The 18667-nt window shown below is 40.3% G+C and carries 15 protein-coding genes; all 15 read left to right on the top strand.

Annotated features, from left to right (window positions below; translation table 11 throughout):
* The 15 genes from J0B03_RS05570 (at position 1) to J0B03_RS05500 (ending at position 18626) form a co-directional block, all read left to right on the top strand.
* A complete protein-coding gene (locus J0B03_RS05570) occupies positions 1-1041 on the top strand; it encodes a siphovirus ReqiPepy6 Gp37-like family protein (RefSeq protein ID WP_207300862.1) in 1041 nt (346 codons plus the stop codon).
* The gene (locus J0B03_RS05565) at positions 1041-1544 is read left to right on the top strand and encodes a hypothetical protein (protein ID WP_207300861.1); all 504 of its coding nucleotides are present in this window, start codon (positions 1041-1043) and stop codon (positions 1542-1544) included. The genes J0B03_RS05570 and J0B03_RS05565 overlap by 1 nt, the downstream gene beginning before the upstream one ends.
* Before the next feature lie 127 nt (positions 1545-1671).
* Positions 1672-4020, top strand: a complete 2349-nt coding sequence (locus J0B03_RS05560) for a hypothetical protein (RefSeq protein ID WP_246798201.1) — start codon at positions 1672-1674, stop codon at positions 4018-4020.
* A 72-nt stretch (positions 4021-4092) separates the two neighbouring features.
* Positions 4093-4509, top strand: coding sequence for a phage holin family protein (locus tag J0B03_RS05555; protein WP_207300859.1), 417 nt, complete (start codon positions 4093-4095; stop codon positions 4507-4509).
* Positions 4506-5459 (top strand): N-acetylmuramoyl-L-alanine amidase, encoded by a 954-nt coding sequence (locus J0B03_RS12480; RefSeq protein ID WP_207300858.1) that lies wholly within the window; start codon positions 4506-4508, stop codon positions 5457-5459. The genes J0B03_RS05555 and J0B03_RS12480 overlap by 4 nt, the downstream gene beginning before the upstream one ends.
* 147 nt (positions 5460-5606) lie before the next feature.
* Entirely contained in the window at positions 5607-6890 is a 1284-nt protein-coding gene (locus tag J0B03_RS05545; RefSeq protein ID WP_207300857.1) for a recombinase family protein, read from the top strand.
* Positions 6808-8160 carry a recombinase family protein gene (locus J0B03_RS05540; protein ID WP_374058625.1) on the top strand — a complete coding sequence of 451 codons (1353 nt, stop codon included), beginning with the start codon at positions 6808-6810 and terminating at the stop codon, positions 8158-8160. Before J0B03_RS05545 ends, J0B03_RS05540 begins: the two co-directional genes overlap by 83 nt.
* A 371-nt stretch (positions 8161-8531) precedes the next feature.
* The gene (locus tag J0B03_RS05535) at positions 8532-10229 is read left to right on the top strand and encodes a hypothetical protein (RefSeq protein WP_207300856.1); all 1698 of its coding nucleotides are present in this window, start codon (positions 8532-8534) and stop codon (positions 10227-10229) included.
* Positions 10226-11464: a hypothetical protein gene (locus tag J0B03_RS05530; RefSeq protein ID WP_207300855.1), complete on the top strand. Its 1239-nt coding sequence runs from the start codon at positions 10226-10228 to the stop codon at positions 11462-11464. Before J0B03_RS05535 ends, J0B03_RS05530 begins: the two co-directional genes overlap by 4 nt.
* A gap of 560 nt (positions 11465-12024) precedes the next feature.
* Positions 12025-12858, top strand: coding sequence for a hypothetical protein (locus J0B03_RS05525; RefSeq protein WP_207300854.1), 834 nt, complete (start codon positions 12025-12027; stop codon positions 12856-12858).
* Entirely contained in the window at positions 12855-13181 is a 327-nt protein-coding gene (locus J0B03_RS05520; protein WP_207300853.1) for a hypothetical protein, read from the top strand. The genes J0B03_RS05525 and J0B03_RS05520 overlap by 4 nt, the downstream gene beginning before the upstream one ends.
* A gap of 71 nt (positions 13182-13252) precedes the next feature.
* Positions 13253-16096 carry a UvrD-helicase domain-containing protein gene (locus J0B03_RS05515; RefSeq protein WP_207300852.1) on the top strand — a complete coding sequence of 948 codons (2844 nt, stop codon included), beginning with the start codon at positions 13253-13255 and terminating at the stop codon, positions 16094-16096.
* Between the two features lie 46 nt (positions 16097-16142).
* On the top strand, positions 16143-17393 hold the full coding sequence (locus tag J0B03_RS12220) for an HNH endonuclease (protein WP_246798200.1): 1251 nt from the start codon (positions 16143-16145) through the stop codon (positions 17391-17393).
* 230 nt (positions 17394-17623) lie between these two features.
* Positions 17624-18325 (top strand): IS6 family transposase, encoded by a 702-nt coding sequence (locus J0B03_RS05505; RefSeq protein WP_207300851.1) that lies wholly within the window; start codon positions 17624-17626, stop codon positions 18323-18325.
* Positions 18326-18425: 100 nt separating this feature from the next.
* A complete protein-coding gene (locus J0B03_RS05500; RefSeq protein WP_207300850.1) occupies positions 18426-18626 on the top strand; it encodes a hypothetical protein in 201 nt (66 codons plus the stop codon).
* Positions 18627-18667: the final 41 nt, after the last annotated feature.

Raw genomic sequence — 18667 nt, 5'->3', positions numbered from 1 at the left:
ATGGAGATCTATATTTTTAATGAACAACGCGCGCTTGAGGGAATCATTGAATCCTTTGAATATTTCAGATGGACAAGAAGATATTCTTTCTGTGGTGGCTTTGAGTTAAAAGCACCTGCCACGAAATTAAATATTTCGCTTCTGAAGGTGGGTAGTATTCTCTGGAAAAATGATGATGAAGAAGCAGGGATTATCGAGTATTTTGAGTTATCCCAAACAGGTAAAGAAACCCTCGTAGTGAGTGGAAGGTTTACTACCTCGATGATAGGCCGAAGAATTATTTGGGGCAGTGAGGTTTTAACGACCGATCTCTCCTTGTGCATCGATCAGCTTCTAAACAACCACTTGATTTCGCCGACAGATCCAGACAGGCAGATGGAAAGCTTTTCTTTCACACCGGAGAACTTGGATATTCCAGTGAATACGCAGATATCCAATGAGAATTTACTAGATGCCATAACAGCCCTTTGTGATGCATCGCAAGTAGGGATAAAGACCGTGTTTGATCCTGCATCTGCGAACTTTACGGTTGTACTTTATCAGGGGGTCCAGTCTCAAGCTGTGTTTTCAAAGGAGTATGAAAATCTGACCGATCAAGTATTCACAAATAGTGACCGAGATTTTGCCAACACAGCGCTTATTGGAGGCGAAGGGGAAGGAACGAGCAGAATATACACGGCCATCACACAAGGTGCTGGTGAAAACCGCCGCGAACTATTTGTAGATGCCAAGGATTTGCGCCAAGAGGATTTTGGAGCGAGCTATGAACAGGCACTTCTTTTTCGGGGAGTGAGCAAGTTGGCGGAAAGACAAATCGCACAGTCCTTTGATGCCAGTGTCAATCTATACGGGAATCTAATCTACAAGGTTGACTATGACCTAGGACAAGAAGTACTTGTCCTTTCAAGTGCCTGGGGAGTGTCTCTTAATACCCGGATCACTGAGATTGAAGAAATTTATGATGCAAGTGGATGGAGTGTAAATGTGGTATTCGGAAAAGGAATCCTGACACTACAACAAAAACTGAAAGGAGTACGCTGATGGAGAAAAGTGGTTTTTTCAATTCTTCCGGAGGAGATCGCATCTATGAAGCTTCGGATTTTGCTTCATATTTTGGACGATTGGTATCAAATGGGATCTTTTATGCAGTTACTACCAACCTCAAAGTGACACCATCAAGCGGGATGGCTGTTTTGGTTGCGGCCGGCAGTGCGTGGATCAATGGGTACAGCTATGAAAACACGGATGCTTTTGAGCTATCCGTTGAAACTGCTAATGGTGTTAATCCAAGGATAGATCGCATTGTTCTAAGATGGAGCGCGGCCGAAAGAAAAATCTATTTGGACATACTGACCGGTGCTGCGAGCGCTACGCCAGTTGCGGCAGAGCTCACCCGAACCACGGATGTTTATGAGCTTTGCATTGCCCAGATTCTGATACCCAAAGGTTCTATTGCCATTTCCGAAAATAATATTACAGATCTTCGTCTGGATCCGAGCGTTTGCGGATTGGTAAACTCGCTGGTATCCGCTATTTATGAATGAGGTGATTTAGGTGTCCACATACCAGGCAACAAACGCGTGCTGTTGGAGAAATGGCAGCTATATTCCCGGAACAACTGGAGATATTCGACAAGGGGTTTATGGATCGTACGGTGAATGCGCCGGGGTCATGATCTTTGATACGGTCAGCATCCGAAATACCTATGCCAGCTACTATCCGACAAGTGCCTCCATCGCACTCTATCGTACGGGCTCTGGAGCATATGGAACGGCTCTTCCGATGATTCTTTATGCCGGAAATCAGACAGGGATTCCTGCACTCAGCTCCTCAACGAATGTGTCTGCCTCAAGACCCAGCAAGGTAACAGGGGCTTATAGCTATACGATTTCTGCAGGTCAGGGATCAAAGTCGGTTTCCATTTCAACAGCACTGATCGATTCCTTGGGCAGTGGCGCAAGTAACTGTCTGTTTATTGATGCGGGTTCCAGAACGGCAAACTATATGTCGTTTAATGGACGAAATGATCTAACAAAGGTTGTCCTTACCATCAACTGGGCCAGCAGAACAACTGCTTGCTCAGCACCCACAAGCTGCTCCGTAAATGCCACGTTGGCAGAAGGGAATGTCACTTTATCTTGGAGTGGCGCAGCATCAGGGACTAATAACACCATATCATCATACGAAATCCAGTACAGTGAATCAAGTAATAATTCTACTTGGGGCGGCTGGGTAGCGTTAACTACGGTAACCACTACAGCAACTAGTGGCAATGTTTCTGTCTCGCCGCCTGCGACCCGAGGCTACTACCGAAGATTTCAGATAAGGACCAGAGGAACAGCGGGTAGTTCCTATTATTCGGGTTGGAAGATTTCTACCAATAGCGTCCGCAAGAATACCCTGCCGACCGCGCCGACGAGTTTTTCGGTGAGTCCTACAACATACAACAATCAGAATGTCACACTTTCTTGGAGTGGGGCAACCGCCGGAACGAGCGCCATTAAGCAGTATAATATTGAACACTGTACATCAACAGATGGATCCACTTGGTCTTCCTGGAGCACACTAACAACAGTGACCAGTTCAACGACTTCTGGTAGCAAGGTTGTCACGCCAACAACCGTTGCAGGGACTTATACAAAATATCGCATTAGCGTAACGGATACACTAAACGCCGTCTCATCCTATAAAGAGAGCAACAGCATTTACGCTGCAATCACTGCTTGTGGGGCGCCAACAGCCTGTTCGGTAAATATAACTTTGGCTGAAAATTCAGTGACCCTCTCCTGGAGTGGCGCAACGAGCGGCGCAGGCAATACCATCACTTCCTATGAAATACAATACAGCGAATCTGCGGATGGTGCTACCTGGGGAGCATGGGCAGCTCTTTCGACTCTTACTACTACTGCAACCAGTGGAAGCGTCAGTGTGGAGCCATCCTCAATGCGAGGTTACTACCGAAGGTTCCAGGTGAGGACCAGAGGAACAGCGGGCAGCACTTACTATTCCGATTGGAAAATATCCACGAACAGTGTCCGCAAGAATACCCTGCCTACCGCGCCATCGGTCTTTACGGCGGAACCAGAGATTTATGAGGCAAACAGTATTCAGATCACATGGAGCGGAGCTATTGCAGGGACCAGTCCCATAAAGCAGTATGTACTCCAAAAAGCTACCTCCATGGATGCGATCACTTGGAGCGCATATGAGGCAGTTGCTACCATTTTAAGCACTGAAACATTCGGCTCTTATGAAACCCTTGCATCTATCACTGCCGGGACATATACTCGCTACCGAATCAACGTGGCTGACACTTTAGGGGCAGTCTCGAGCTATGTGTTAAGTAATCACGTAAAGAAAAATAGTCCGCCCAGTGTGCCTGTGATCTCAGCCCCAATGGCAAACAGTGCTACCTATAACACGACACCCCGATTTTTGATAACAACAGGAACAGAACCAGATGGGCAGACTCAGCTGGCGGGAGTGAAGATTGGGACAAATGGCTGGCAAGACAGCTACAATAATTCGGAATTGTTCTCACAAAGCGGTTATTTGGGAAATGGAGTAAAAACGATTTATCAGGCACCAACGCAAGCTTATGGAAGCCTGGCAGTTACCTTCCGCTGTGTGGATGAGGGGATCTTTTCAAGCAGCACAGAAGTTGGCAGAGTCATTACAATTCTGGCAGATCCCTTTGAAGCGGTACTTCCCAATGATACAAAGGTGAAAGCTGCCCATATCATAACACTGCGAGCAGCCGTGAATAATGTTCGAAACTATTACGGATTATCTGCAGTGATCTGGAATGAGAATATCATCGCGGGGGAAACGCTGGTGAGAAATTGGCCCTATCACATTAAGGAAATCAGGACTGCATTAGAAGAGGTCGTGGATTTGATCAACCAGTTTGATCCAACAAGCGCCTTTGATTTGCCAGAGGTCGATTGGTTGCCCCTTGGTTTTGGCAGACCAAGAGCTGACGTGATGAACCAGCTTTACAGCTTGGTGCTGCAACTTTAATAAATAGATCAAACATCTCTTCACCGAGGGGATGTTTTTTTATATACAAAATAACGAAAGTGAGGAACTTATATGAAAGAGATTTGGAATTGGATACAGATAACATTTACAGCAATCGGAGGATGTGTAGGATATCTGCTTGGAGGTTTTGATGGATTCTTATATGCGCTGATAACATTTGTCGTTATCGACTACATCACGGGTGTGATGTGCGCGATTCTCGACGGGAAATTGTCTAGTGAGGTAGGGTTTCATGGCATCTTCAAAAAGGTGTTTATGTTTTCCTTGGTAGCTATTGGTCAGATTGTGGATCAGTTCTTAATTAAAAATGGATCTGTTGTTCGAACGGCAGTCATCTTCTTTTACCTGTCGAATGAAGGAGTTTCTATCCTTGAAAATGCTGCCCACATAGGTCTGCCGGTGCCACAAAAACTAAAGGATATTTTAGAGCAGCTTAATAGTGAGAGTGGGAAGGAGGATACCAAATGAATCTGCACAAACTCATTTTAACGAACAACGCATGCTTCAAAGCAGGAAAGACCATCACCCCAAAAGGGATCATGGTTCATTCCACCGGGGCAAACAACCCGAACCTAAAGCGGTATGTTGGCCCGGATGATGGTCTCCTTGGAAAGAATCCGTACAACAATCACTGGAATCAGTATAAGCCCGGCGGAAGATCGGTTTGTACCCACGGATTTATTGGAAAGCTCGCGGATGGCAGCATCGCTACTTACCAGACACTGCCTTGGAACCATCGAGGCTGGCATGCAGGAGGTTCAGCTAATGATACGCATATCGGATTTGAGATCTGCGAGGATGATTTAACAAATGCCGCCTACTTTTTGGCAGTCTACAAAGAAGCAGCAGAGCTATGTGTTTACCTATGCAAAAAGTATGGCTTTACCGAGAAGGACATCATTTGTCACAGCGAGGGCGCCAAGAAGGGGATTGCCAGCAATCATGCAGATATTATGCACTGGTTTCCCAAGCATGGCAAATCTATGGGTACTTTCAGAGCAGAAGTGAAAGCAGCATTAGAATCTGAAACTCAAAGCTTTGAGATTGGTGATGTCGTGTTCATCAAGCAGTCTGCGACAAGGTATTATCCTGGCGGGCCTACCATCCCAGATTGGGTAAAAGAGTCCTACCACAAAATCACCGGTATTCTATATGCAGGGAAAGAAGTAGTCAAAGGTGGAAAACCTTGCGTCCTACTTGGTAAAAAGATAAATAAGAAAACCGGGGAAGAAACAGCTGGGATTTTGACTTGGACTGCGGTAGACGAATTGACTTTGGTGGAATCTGATGATGATACGACTGGAGATGGAAAGTACTACAAGGTCCAGGTCGGAGCATTTAGCAAACAGGAAAATGCCGAAAACCTGGTAAAAGAATTGACAAAGGCTGGGTTTAAAAGCTACATAACATATGAATGATCTGCAAGGTCAACCACGATTTATTGTCCTGGTTGACCTTTTCTTTTTCCCATTGTCATTTTCCCAAGACTATGGTGGATACTGCTGTAATGCTTGACTTATAAAGCTTTCAGAGTGATATATGTAATGAAGAAATGGGGTGGGAACATGAGGGTGAAAGTCATAAAGCCGACTGCTGAGAACGCCAATAACAAGAAACTCAAAGTCTGCGCGTATGCCAGGGTATCAACGGACAGCTTGAAGCAGGAAGATTCCCTGGATAACCAAACCTTAACCTACGAGAGGGTCATCTCTTCGAACCCAGAGTATGAGTATGTAGGCATCTTTGCCGATCAAGGAATATCCGGATACTCTGAAAATAGACCAGCTTTTCAAGAGGTGCTAGAGCGGGCTAGAGCTGGCGACATTGATCTGATTATCACCAAGTCGGTTTCGAGGTTTGCCAGGAACACGGTCACGGTGCTTAAAGTAGCCAGGGAGCTGCGAGAGCTGGGTGTGGGCATATTCTTTGAAGAACAAAATATCAATACGCTATCAGGGGACGGTGAGATGATGCTTACTGTCCTCGCTGCTTTTGCCCAGGAAGAGTCGAGAAGCATAAGCCAAAATACCAAGTGGGGCATTTCAAAGAAGTTCGCACGCGGGGAGATTCGGATCAACACCAACCGCTTTATGGGTTATGACAAGAATGACAAAAGGGAACTGATCATAAACACTGTGGAAGCGGAAGTAGTAAGAAGAATCTTTCAAATGTATCTGGAAGGGGTAGGTTCTTTCACCATAGCAGCCAAGCTTAATGAAGAAGGTATCCCAACCGCAACAGGGACAACATGGAAGGATAACACCATCATCAACATGCTTAAAAACGAGAAGTACAAAGGCGATTACTTACTACAGAAGTTCTACACACCGGAAGGCGAGATAAGGAAGTTCAAAGCAAATAATGGAGAGGTCAAAGCCTACTACATCAAAGACAACCATCGAGCCATTATCAGCGCGGAGGATTGGGAGAAGGCACAAAAGATCATGGAAGACAGGAAGCAGGAACGAAGTATTGGAACCGAAGGGACGGATAAATACAAGAACAGATACCCCTTATCCGGAATGCTTATTTGCCCTTATTGCGGGAATACACTTAAGAGAACACAGGGTTATCAAAAGCGTATCGAGTGGCGGTGTTCTACATACATCAAAGAAGGAAAGAAAGCCTGCAAGGGTGTGAAGATAAACGACGGAGTTGTATCAAAGAAGAATTTCACCGTACCAACGGTGATTGAGGAGGTAATCATAAATGGCGAGAAGCATTACAGTTATACCAGTAAGACAGACTACGACAGGGGCGCTCCAGATGAAGCAGGAGCCACAGCTTCAAAGGATGGCAGCGTACTGTCGCGTGTCCACAGACCACGAAGAGCAGCTATTAAGCTATGAGAATCAGGTGCGTTACTACACGGAGTTTATTGAAAATAGCGATCTTTACACCACTGCGGGGATTTATGCAGACGAGGGGATTTCAGCAACCAATACCAAGAAGCGCGAGAACTTCAACCGGATGATTGCAGACTGCCGAAAAGGCCAGATCGATATGATCATTACCAAGTCCATCAGCCGGTTTGCAAGAAACACTTTGGACTGCCTGAACTATGTAAGAGAACTCAAACAGATCGGTGTTGGCATTATCTTCGAGAAGGAGAACATCAACACCTTGGATGCCAAAGGCGAAGTACTTCTCACTATCCTTTCCTCCCTGGCCCAGGATGAGAGCAGGTCCATTAGCGAAAACTCCACATGGGGGATCAGGAGACGCTTTGAGAACGGAGAGTTCAAGATGAGCACTAAGCGGTTCTTGGGTTATGATACGGATGAAGATGGGAACCTGGTCATTAACCGAGAGCAAGCAAAGATCGTGGAGAGGATCTACGATGAGTTTCTTTCAGGAAAGACCGTTGAGTACATCAAGCGGATATTCGAAAAAGAGGGGATTAAGAACTGGGACGGGAAGACCAAGTGGCAGGCATCCACCATCAAGAGCATCTTGAGAAATGAGAAATACAAAGGCGATGCCATTTTGCAGAAGAGTTATACTGTAGACTTTCTTACCAAGAAGCGGGCGAAGAATGATGGAGAGATTTTGAAATACCACATCGAAGAAAACCATGAAGCCATCATTGACCCCTTGATCTGGGAGGCAGTTCAGCTAGAGCAGGAAAGAAGAGAAAGCTACATCAACGAGCATGGAATAAGCGCTTACTCACAAAAGCCGGAGTCCAACCCCTTTGCAGGAAAGGTAATCTGCGGCACTTGTGGTCATGCATTCACAAGAAAAGGCTGGAAGACGAGAGGTGAGTACCGAAAAGTCTGGCAGTGCCAGGAACGCTATAAGGTCAAGGGAGTACAGGGGTGCACCAACCGGCACATTGATGAAGAGGTTTTAAAAGAGGCGATTATTCTTACCTGGAACAGACTGCTTGAGGATAGAGAGGAACTCATGAAGAAGTGGGAAGTTGTAGGAGAGTTCGGAAACCCGCTGCGGCAGTACCGAGCGGTGCAGTTTGCGGATATGGCTGAGATGGGGCATAGGATTAAGGAGATTGATGCGGAGTTTGTCTTGAAGACCTTGGAGCATGTCAAGATTTTTGAGACTGGGCGGATTGTTGTTAGGTTCATGGATGGGAGGGAAATGGAGTGTGGTGGGGAGTGAATATGGCATGAGTGAAGTGAAGACTATTTGCGGAATTGAAATAATGCACATGATTCGTGAAGGGCAGGTTGAGGAATTCCATGTATCCATTCCGAAGTTGGTATGATTAATGAATTATTAGGGGTAGCTGCATAAGGATTAGAGAAATTATAATTGAGTTCTATTCGGTTGAATTTTTTGCACCGGAACCGATATTCGAACATACGCACAGACTTTTGCTATCTCAGACTCAAGTGGCGTATATATCTTCTTTGAGACGTCAGTGACAATTTTAGAATCTGATTTGTATGAACTCATATGAATTATCCCTCCTTTCTTGTCATAGTAATCACTCAGGTGGTGATACAAGTCAAGATAAAGACGGGTAAATTATGTATAATGAAGTTGTAGTAACAAAAAGAGATGAGGTGATTGATGTGTTGACAATCGACGAATATATAGCAAAAATGAAAAGGACTGAAAATATGAATGAGTTTGACATTCTGATGCAAGCAGAAAATCTGGCTAAGGTAATCAAATCTGTAACAACATATTTTAATGAGTATCTTACTATGGAGACTTGTGATGCAGAGGAAATTAAGCTCAAGCACAAAATGGATAAGATGGCTGAGAAGTTCAAGGTTCATTATCCTAAAAGCCAAGACTTTCTAATGACATTTTACCAACAATATAGAATTTCCATTCAGAAAGAGGTGGAAAAATGGTTAGAACGAGATCCATATTATTTTTTCTACTATTCAGAAAACGATTATTCAAAATTAGCGCGAGAATTCTGTTCAGAATACAAACTTAAAAACGGAAATTTGATGGAAAATTTGAGTGATATCCAAGTCTTGTTTACTGAAGCTAAAAGATGCATGACGGCAGAACCGTTGTCAACAGATTTGATTCATCTAGATAGCGGGATTGTAACATGGGTTTTAGACACTTATAGAGATTATGGGGTTAATTTGTTCAATTTCGCATACGAAAAAGCCTATTCGTATAATCAACATTATATTAAATATGAGGCTGGTGGATGGCATGAAGAATCATATTATGTTAATAATTATAATCACAGGTACAATAGCAATCCTTTTGAGCTTGATAGGATATATGAAGATAACAAGGATCGGCCGTATTTACAAGATAAGCGAGGAGAGTTAGAAATGCTTGTAATGCATGAGTGGTTATTTGATATGGCCCATGATGATGATTACTGGCCCGAATATGTAAATATGTGTGTCGAACGAAGAAGAGTAAAAAAAGTTCAAAATATCAATCCCCTTCTGCCGGTTTGTTTGCCAAATCGTAAATACCCTCCCGATGTGATTTGTAATACAGAATATACGACACTGTCAAGGGGAAAACTAGATTATCCGCCTCAAAAGGATTATATTATAAGCATCAACGACATACATGCTTGGGAAAATACCGAATCTATGGAAACATTAATCGCAAATATGAACAATAGTATCAAAGAAAATTATCCCCCTGAATTGATAGAGTTAGCTGCCCCTCTAAAAACAGATTTATTTGATGAAGAGATGTTTTTTACCTGTTGTAGTTTGCTCGAAAAGAAAATGAGAAAGTATCGGGGTATAAAAATTGCAGTAGTAAATGGTAGCGGAAATCATAGAACTAAACCTAATAGTTATATTTCAAATATTGATGATCTTATTAAGCTTAAAGTTCAGTTTCGCGAGAGAAAGATTAGAATTAAATTCGCTATTGATTTTGCCTGTTTGTTAAAAGGAAAGCGAAGCGACTATATAAATAGTGAAATTCTTGGTGTTTTGACACAAATGAAAAATTCTATTGTCTGCATTCATATCTCCAATATTAAGCCCCTCTTAATGACTAGTCCAAAGTACATTGAAGCATATGATGATCGTTTAACGCCTTTTCTACAGAAATTCAAATATCCTAGATATGATGATTTTTATCTAATGCTTAGCAAAGTGTTCGGTGACAACCAGAAGAGATATATCGTTCCAAAAAACATCGAAAATGATTTTCAGCTGGAAGAGTTAGTTGATAATCTTCTACGCGCCGGTTTTGTCTTTTGCAAAGGAGATAACCAGATATGAGTGAGGAACTAAATAGATTAAATCTTTATGAAGAAGTTTGGTCGGATCCAATAATGATAGTAGCTAAACGTTATGGTATTTCGGATAATGGTTTACGAAAAAGGTGTACAGTTTTAAATATACCGCTTCCACCAAGAGGTTATTGGGCAAAACTAAAAGCGGGAAAACCTGTTCCTGAGCGAACCCCACTTCCAAATTTTATCGAGGAGGGAAAGCTTTTGAGCTTGATTTACACTGAAGAAATTTCACTAGATCAGTTAAAGGAAATGAAAGGATTTGACATTCTCACACCAAATTCTATTGAGTTGTTGTCAGATTGGTGTAAAAAGATATTAGTACCAAAACAAATTGAAGTATTTCATGCTTTAGTTCTGAAACATCAAGCAGAAATGGAATACAGGATAATACGTGATCAGGAGTATCCGCATGGAGCAAGATTACATAAACCGTTTGCAAAAGTTAAATTCCGTAAAAATGAACCTACAATACCTATTCGGGTTTCTAAGAACCAATCTAAAAGAGCTTATAAGATAGTTGACACCGTTTTAAAAGCATTCATGGATTTGAATGCCGGAATTTCAGTAGAACGAGGTGATTTTGATAACATTACCATTTCTTTACTGAAATCAAGTTTGTCTTTCGAATTTGTTGAACACAAAACAAAGCTAAGGGATCTAGGCCATGAGGACAAGTCACAAGATCTCATTCCATTGTATCAAAAAGTCTATGATGGAAAATTTAGTATTAGTTGGATTGTGCGAAGATCAAGGCTTTCTGGTTCTGATAAAGCTGAACCGCATAATATATCTTTTAGTGAGATGGGCGGTTTGTCACTTGAGAACCAATTACCGACCATGATTTATGATTTATGCAAACTATGCTGCAATGATGAAATAGTTTATAGAGTTAAGGAAAAAGAAGAAGATTTGAGTTATGAAAAACAAAAAAGAGAACTTAGAGAAAAAGAGATAGCAGAGCAACAGCGCAAAATTATTGAAATGAAGCAAGGCTATATCGATTCTTTAGTAAACGAGATGCCAGTTCACGCTAATAATTGGTTTGAATACAACAAACTAATGAGATTCGCGGATGAATTAGAGGATTATTTGAAAACTCTTCGAGATGAAGAAAATATCCAGTTTTTAATCCAGTACATAAGATTGGTTAGGGAAAATGCGGTTAAGTTCAGGCCAATTGATAAAATTGTTGAAGCGATGAAATTGATTGAAAAGTAGATCAAAAAACGTTCTTTATAAGTTTCGAATTAATTGTTAATACATATAAGAGAAGGGCGATATCTTAGCGATAAGCAACCAGGCACTGTCGCCTCTGTAGACGAATATCTTGGTACTAGGAAACATGGGGCGGATGAAGAATATAAGCAGTTGAAAAAATCATACAGATGCTGGTAAATGTTCCAATTAAATTGTAAATCGTATTGAAATAAAATATAATAAAATATGTAAACATTTCTGCGTACAATTGCAGATTGGAGGAGCAAGTTATGAATAAACAGATCAGACGTTTTTTAATTTCTATAGCAGCTTTCCAGACAATACTACTCGGACTTATGCTCTATAGTACTTACATGGGCACACCAGAATCTGAACGCTTTTCCACTCAATATACGATTGCGGTAGTAACTGTGACGGTAGTTCATTCAATTGGACATTTGATACGATATCGGAACAAAAAAACGGAGGATTAGAATTGCGGTAGAAATTTTATTGTCGAGTGAAACTTAGTTGGATGACCTTGCTAAGAGTTTTAGATTATATATTCTGGAGGGATATTTTTGAATACTAGCATCGATGAACTGCTCTATAATATTTCGGTATTCAATTACAGGCTGGACAGTATAAAGACAGAAAATGAGCGCGCAATAATAGATTATTGTTTAGAACTTGAGAGATATCTTTATGATTATGGTCTGATATGCAGAAGGTATCAAGTTTATCAGCAAGCCTGGGAGTCTTTTGAAAGAGATGAAAAAAGAAATCCTAATGAAAAAACCTTATATGAACTATTCATATATCTGTTCATATACTCCAGGGAAGAGCATATGAGCGGTGGTTACGGAGGCAGCTATGTAAGAGCTTTTCAAAATGGAACAATACCTGATATCGTTCGAGGCCTAAAAATAAAATTAGAAGAAAAAGCAAATATCGAGAACAATGTATCAGATTCATTAAATTCAATAGGTATAGCGGGTGAAAATTTTGTTGTTGCAGAACTGACACGAAGAGGATATATTGCTTTGTCGACATCCAAAAACACAAAGGGCATAGACATTCTTGTTTCTGATAAGGTTGGAGAGCATACAGCAGCTATCCAGGTGAAAACATGTAATAATGAAAAGCAATTGAAGTGGAAGTTAAGTAATAAAACAGAACAGAATTTTTCAAGGAACCTGTACTATGTTTTCGTCAATATGAATCAAGGCAAGCAACCGACATACTATGTTGTACCAAGCCAGTATGTAGCTTTCAGGGTAAAACAAGACTATGAAGAGTGGCTTGCTACCCCAGGAAAAAACGGAAAAAAGCACAATGAAACAACTATGCGAACTTTTGAATTTGTTGATCAAGAAGAAGCGATGCAGTATAAAGACGCCTGGGTGCTGTTATGAGTAACGTTGGTGGTAGGTTGGAATGTAAAAGGTATTATGCAAAAGGCAAAGATTCAATTCATTTATCCTTTAAAGATGAATGGAAAATTGAAATTGAATTCTTGGAGAAGTCATATAGCTCTTTGATGGAATCCTTTGTGATTTTCTGCTATCCAGTTGTAGCAGATCCAATAATACAAGCACAAAAGACCATTAATATTTACCATGATGAAGAAGCAATGATTGATGGAATTATCAGTAGAACAATTACTTCATATAATTTAGATTTGGCGGATTGGTTTGGCAAGGACCTTGGGAGTATATGGTCCTCTAGAAAGGCATGATTTGAGTTTTTATGTCTACATGATGTAGGTAAGACGTAATAGACCAAGCAGATTAAAAGGAGTGAGTTTGCGTGCCGCTGATTTTATGCCCGGAGTGTGAAAACAAAATATCAGACCGAGCGGAATCCTGCCCTCATTGTGGGCTGCCTTCCAAATATTTTGGTACATCTGTAGCTGCTGATGACACAAAGATTGAGGCTGAATCATCTCAACCTATTGATTTGACTGCGTTTCGGAATACACTTATTGCCTTCGATCACAGCTATCAAACCTTCTTTGGATCCGAACATTATATTACAGCACGTGAATTGGCAGGACTTAAAGCGGCATTTGGTTCATGGGCAGAGAAGTTAAAAGATAAGACTGCCTACTTATATTGCAAAGAAAATGCTCATCACTATGCGGTTGATTTTGAAATGGTGAATATCTGTTTGCGCCGATATGAGTCTTTAATGCAGGATGTAGAAAATCACAATAGTCTTCATGTAGATCGAATCGTTGAGCTAAATGCAGACTATTTTGATGAGTTGCTTAAAGATATTGACCCAAATATTAAACTAGATGATGAACAGCGTAAAGCAGTAGTAACCGATGATGATTACTGTCTTCTTGTAGCTGGGGCGGGTGCGGGTAAAACTACAACCATGGCGGCCAAGGTTAAGTACCTGGTGGAAAAGAAAAATGTGCCACCAGAAGATATTATTGTTATTTCCTATACTCGAAAAGCCATTGATGAATTGAAAGAGCGTATCAACAAAGGTCTTCACATACCTGCAAAAATCTGTACTTTCCATGCCTTTGCATTTGATATAGTCCGAAAATTTAGTGACACTCCACCAGAAGTTAATTATTCAGCCTATAACATTATCTTTGATATGTTGGAAAGGGAAGTTTTTAATGATAAGACCCTTTTGCGCAAACTTCTGTTGTTTCTCGGGTTTTATTTTGATTTGCCTGCTGACGTTATGAATTACGATAACCTCAACCAATTTCATCTAGCTAAAGCGGCACAAGACTATGAAACGTTGAAAAGTGGAGCGGGAGATTACATAAAAAAAGTAGCAAATCAGCGGGGCAAATATATGCGAACGATCACTGGTGAATACCTTCGTTCTGTACAGGAGGCTCAGATTGCCAACTTCTTATATCTCAACGGACTTGACTACGAATATGAGCCTATATACCATCATGCGATTCGTGGAGCTAGAAAAAAGTATACACCTGATTTTCTTATACGTCAGGGTGAACACACCGCATATCTCGAACACTATGCAATTAGCGAAAGTGGATATAGCTATATACTTACACCTGAGGAAATTGCAAAGTACAGAAATGCCATAAAGGACAAGCGTAAACTTCACCACCAAATGGGGACAAGCTTATTAGAAACATGGGCATGGTATAAGGATCGGCGACCTCTTACTGAACATCTGAAAGAACTATTGGAGAATGAGGGGTTTGTTCTTAAAGAACGTGACTTTTCAGAGGTTTATAAAAAGATTACAGAAACCAGTAAAGACAAATATGTCTTTAAAATGGTTCAGTTTTTGATGACTTTTGTCGCACAGTTTAAAACCTGCGGATATGATGGAGGCGGGTTTGAAGCGCTAAGAGCGAAAACTGATAATCCACGGACACATCTCTTTTTAGATATTGCGGAGCCGGTATACAAGTATTATCAAAACCAACTTTCAGCTCAGAACCGGATTGACTTTGAGGATATGATCAACGACGCGCATTTTTATCTTGGGGAAATTGAGCGTCAGCAGTTAGAATTGCCTTATAAATACATTATTATAGATGAATTTCAGGACATTGCGCGGCAACGATTCAATTTAACAAAAAAGCTTAGCGAGATAACCCATGCTAAGGTTGTCGCTGTTGGAGATGACTGGCAATCTATTTTTGCTTTTTCAGGTTCGGAAATTGGACTTTTCACACGTTTTCTGGAACTGATGGGTAGTGGCGTTGAAATGAAGATCACGCACACCTACCGCAATTCTCAGGAGCTTATTGATATTGCGGGCGGTTTTGTACAGAAGAATGTTTCTCAAATTCAAAAGCAATTAATATCTCCTAAACATCTTCCGAATCCAGTTGTATTGACAGAGTTTGATGACAGCTATAAGCCTGATTATGCGATGGCAGAAGCAGCAGAGAAAACGATAGAATGCATCATTGAAGAATATGGAGAGGACAAGTCCATTTTATTGATAGGGCGGTACAATTATGACAATTACAAATTATGCAGAACAGGACATTTTACTCAGTTGCCCGGCCGCGGTATTAAGTGCGAAAAATATCCAAAAGTTGATTTAACGTTTATGACAGCACACAGCGCAAAAGGACTAGGTTTTGACAATGTTATTCTATTAAATATGTTTGAAGGGAAATTCGGCTTTCCTTGCCAACTTGAAGATGATCCTATCTTGAAATTGGTACGGTTTGAAGATACATCCATCCCATTTGCAGAAGAACGGCGGCTATTCTATGTAGCGTTGACTCGTACAAAAAACCGTGTATATATTCTTACCCCTCAACATAAACCATCTCGTTTCCTAATTGAACTGATTAATGATTATGAGATTGTGCACTCAAATAATCTTAACATGGAAACAGTTGATTTGTTCAGGTTGAGATGCCCTGTATGTGGATACCCATTGAAATATGAGTACAATAAGAATTATGGAATGGGTTTATATTTGTGTACAAACGAGCCGGAAGTCTGTGACTTCATGACAAATAACAAGGTGCATCTTCACGATATATATAAATGCGATCAGTGTAAGGATGGTTTTATGATCGTAAAAGCTAAAGGCAATGATGCTTTTTATGGATGTACAGGTTATGACAGCAAGACCAAAAGTGGTTGTAGGAATATGCGGCAAATTTTTGTTACCCACAATCAAAGATAAGATTAGTGTTAAATAAAAATAATATCTAATTTAGGAGGTGCACACGATGAAGTATTTTTTGGTTTCTCAGAATAAAACTTACAAAGATGAATATGAAAGAAAATATTTATGGGCACCTCAAAAAAATAAAACGGGTCAAACGGTATATCATTGGTCTAATATGGTCAAGGTTTCAATAGGGGATATTATAATCAGTTATGTTAATAAGCAAATTAAGAAAGTGGCTATTGCAAAAAGCATTAGCTATGATTTCATTAAACCCCAGGAACTCAATAATCAAGATTGGGAACAAAAAGGTTGGAAGATAGATGTCGAATACATCGAACCAAACTATGAAGTTTTTCTTACTGAAATATGGGATGAAATAGCGGATTTGCTACCTGATAAATACTCGCCTTTCACAAAATATGGTACGGGGACTCAGGGTTATTTGTTTGAATTGCCCAATAAAGTTGGTCAAATTATGTTGGAACGTACTGGGTTATCTTATCTAGGTGATGCTATATTTGAACCACAAAAATTTAGTTCTTGGGAAATTCTAAATGACAAAGTGGCTCTCAAAACAATTGATAAGTCTGTTTTAAAGCATCATGGTACAGGAATACCAATAGGAACTAGGTCATTCTTTGAATTAAGTGATATGAATTTTAATGAGCGTAAAGACATCAAGCTTAAATACAAAGATGCAGATTATGACGCTCATTTTGAATTTGATAGCAAGGAGACTGCTAGAACTAGATTGTTTTGGAAGTCGGATTTTAAAGACGTTCTAGCAAGGGAATTCAAGGAATATTATGATGTATTAGTCAATGATTTGGATTTTGGTGATGCTGAGCTACCCAAGATTAGGCTTGAAAAGATTGATCAATATAATTTCAGTATTGAGTTAATTGTTCCGAATGAGATCGAGGAAGATTTCGATTCTGAGGAAGCAGAGAATAATTTAGAGTACAGTGAAATTCGGCCAGAAGGCAATGTTAAATACATCTATGGGAAGAAATATGAGCGTGATCCTGTAAATAGAGCAAACGCTATTAAGTATCACGGAACAATATGCAAAATATGTGGATTTGACTTTGAGGAAGTATATGGGCAAAGAGGTAAAGGATATATTGAAATCCATCATATAAAACCGTTGAGTTTTATTGGAGAAGAAGTAAAAATAAATCCGATTACAGATCTAATTCCTGTATGTGCTAATTGCCATAGAATGATACACCGGAGGAAGAATGATATACTTGATTTAGAAGAAATGAAGGACATCATTGATAAATATACCTTTAGTGAAGATGATTAAGAGGTATAATAAAACTTCTAATTTTCTAAGAATTATTAGGATCAGAGTGTTATTATGAACGGGGATTAGTATATTGGGATGACAAGATACTATTGTTAGCGCCGGGGAGAATGTGTATGAAAATAGCGTTTGAGGTTCTGGTGCAAAAATCTCTGAGCAGAAAATCCACATATTTAATTCTGGAAATATTTGATAGAATTAATCCATCAACAGCGAATTGAGGGCGAAAAATGGCGGAGAATCTTTTCAAATGGAAGCACTTTGAATCAGAGATTATCATTTTATGTGTGAGATGGTATTTGAAATATCCGTTAAGCTACCGAATGTTGGTGGAAATGATGGCCGAGAGAGGTGTGAATGTAACCCATACTACCATTATGAGATGGGTGCATCAATATTCTCCGATAATCAATGAAAGATTGCGAAAACGTCTCAAGAAAACGAACGATTCCTGGAGAATGGATGAGACATATCTGAAAATCAAGGGGAAAAATGCATATCTGTATCGAGCAGTGGATTCAGATGGAAATAAAGTAGACTTCTTTGTTTCAGAATTCCGTGACAAGCACGCTGCTAGGAAGTTCTTCAAGAAATCGGTAGAAGCTCCTCACAATCAGCAGCCAAAAGTCATTACTACGGATAAATATGGAGCAACTGAAATCGCTATTCTTGAAGAGATCTATTATGGGAGTTTGAGCTGTAAGACACAACACCGAATGACAAAATATATGAATAACATTATAGAGCAGGATTATCGGTTCATAAAGAAGAAGATCAATCCGATGCTTGGTTTTTATAGTTATGAAAACACAGTGAAGACCATTTGTGGAATTGAAATCATGCATATGATTCGAAAAGGGCAGGTTGAAGGAATTCAATGTGTCCATTCCGAAGTTGGTATGATTAATGAATTATTAGGGGTAGCTGCATAAGGATTAGAGAAACTATGGCGGAGTTCTGTGCAGTTGAAGTTTTTGCACCGGAACCAAAAAAAGTAATATAGATTGAAACTCGTGAAGGGAGAAGTTCAACATGGGGATAAAAATTGGAGATGGAAATAGACTAAAGAAGGTTATAATTTCAAAAGGTGATGTTAATTATGGCGGTAGTAAGAAAAATTTCTTTCAAAGACATCTTATAATTACTGGAGTTATAATTGCAGTCGTCGCCGGAATTATCTTAAGGTTTGCCTTTTGGGATGAATTTATTTCATGTCTGCTGAATAACTCTTAAACTACTGATAGCACTGGATTTAAAGCGAATCTTTGGTATAC

Source organism: Alkalibacter rhizosphaerae (assembly GCF_017352215.1).
Lineage (GTDB): Bacteria > Bacillota > Clostridia > Eubacteriales > Alkalibacteraceae > Alkalibacter > Alkalibacter rhizosphaerae.
The sequence above is the reverse complement of the archived record's forward strand: the minus strand, read 5'-3'. Positions and strand labels throughout refer to the sequence as shown.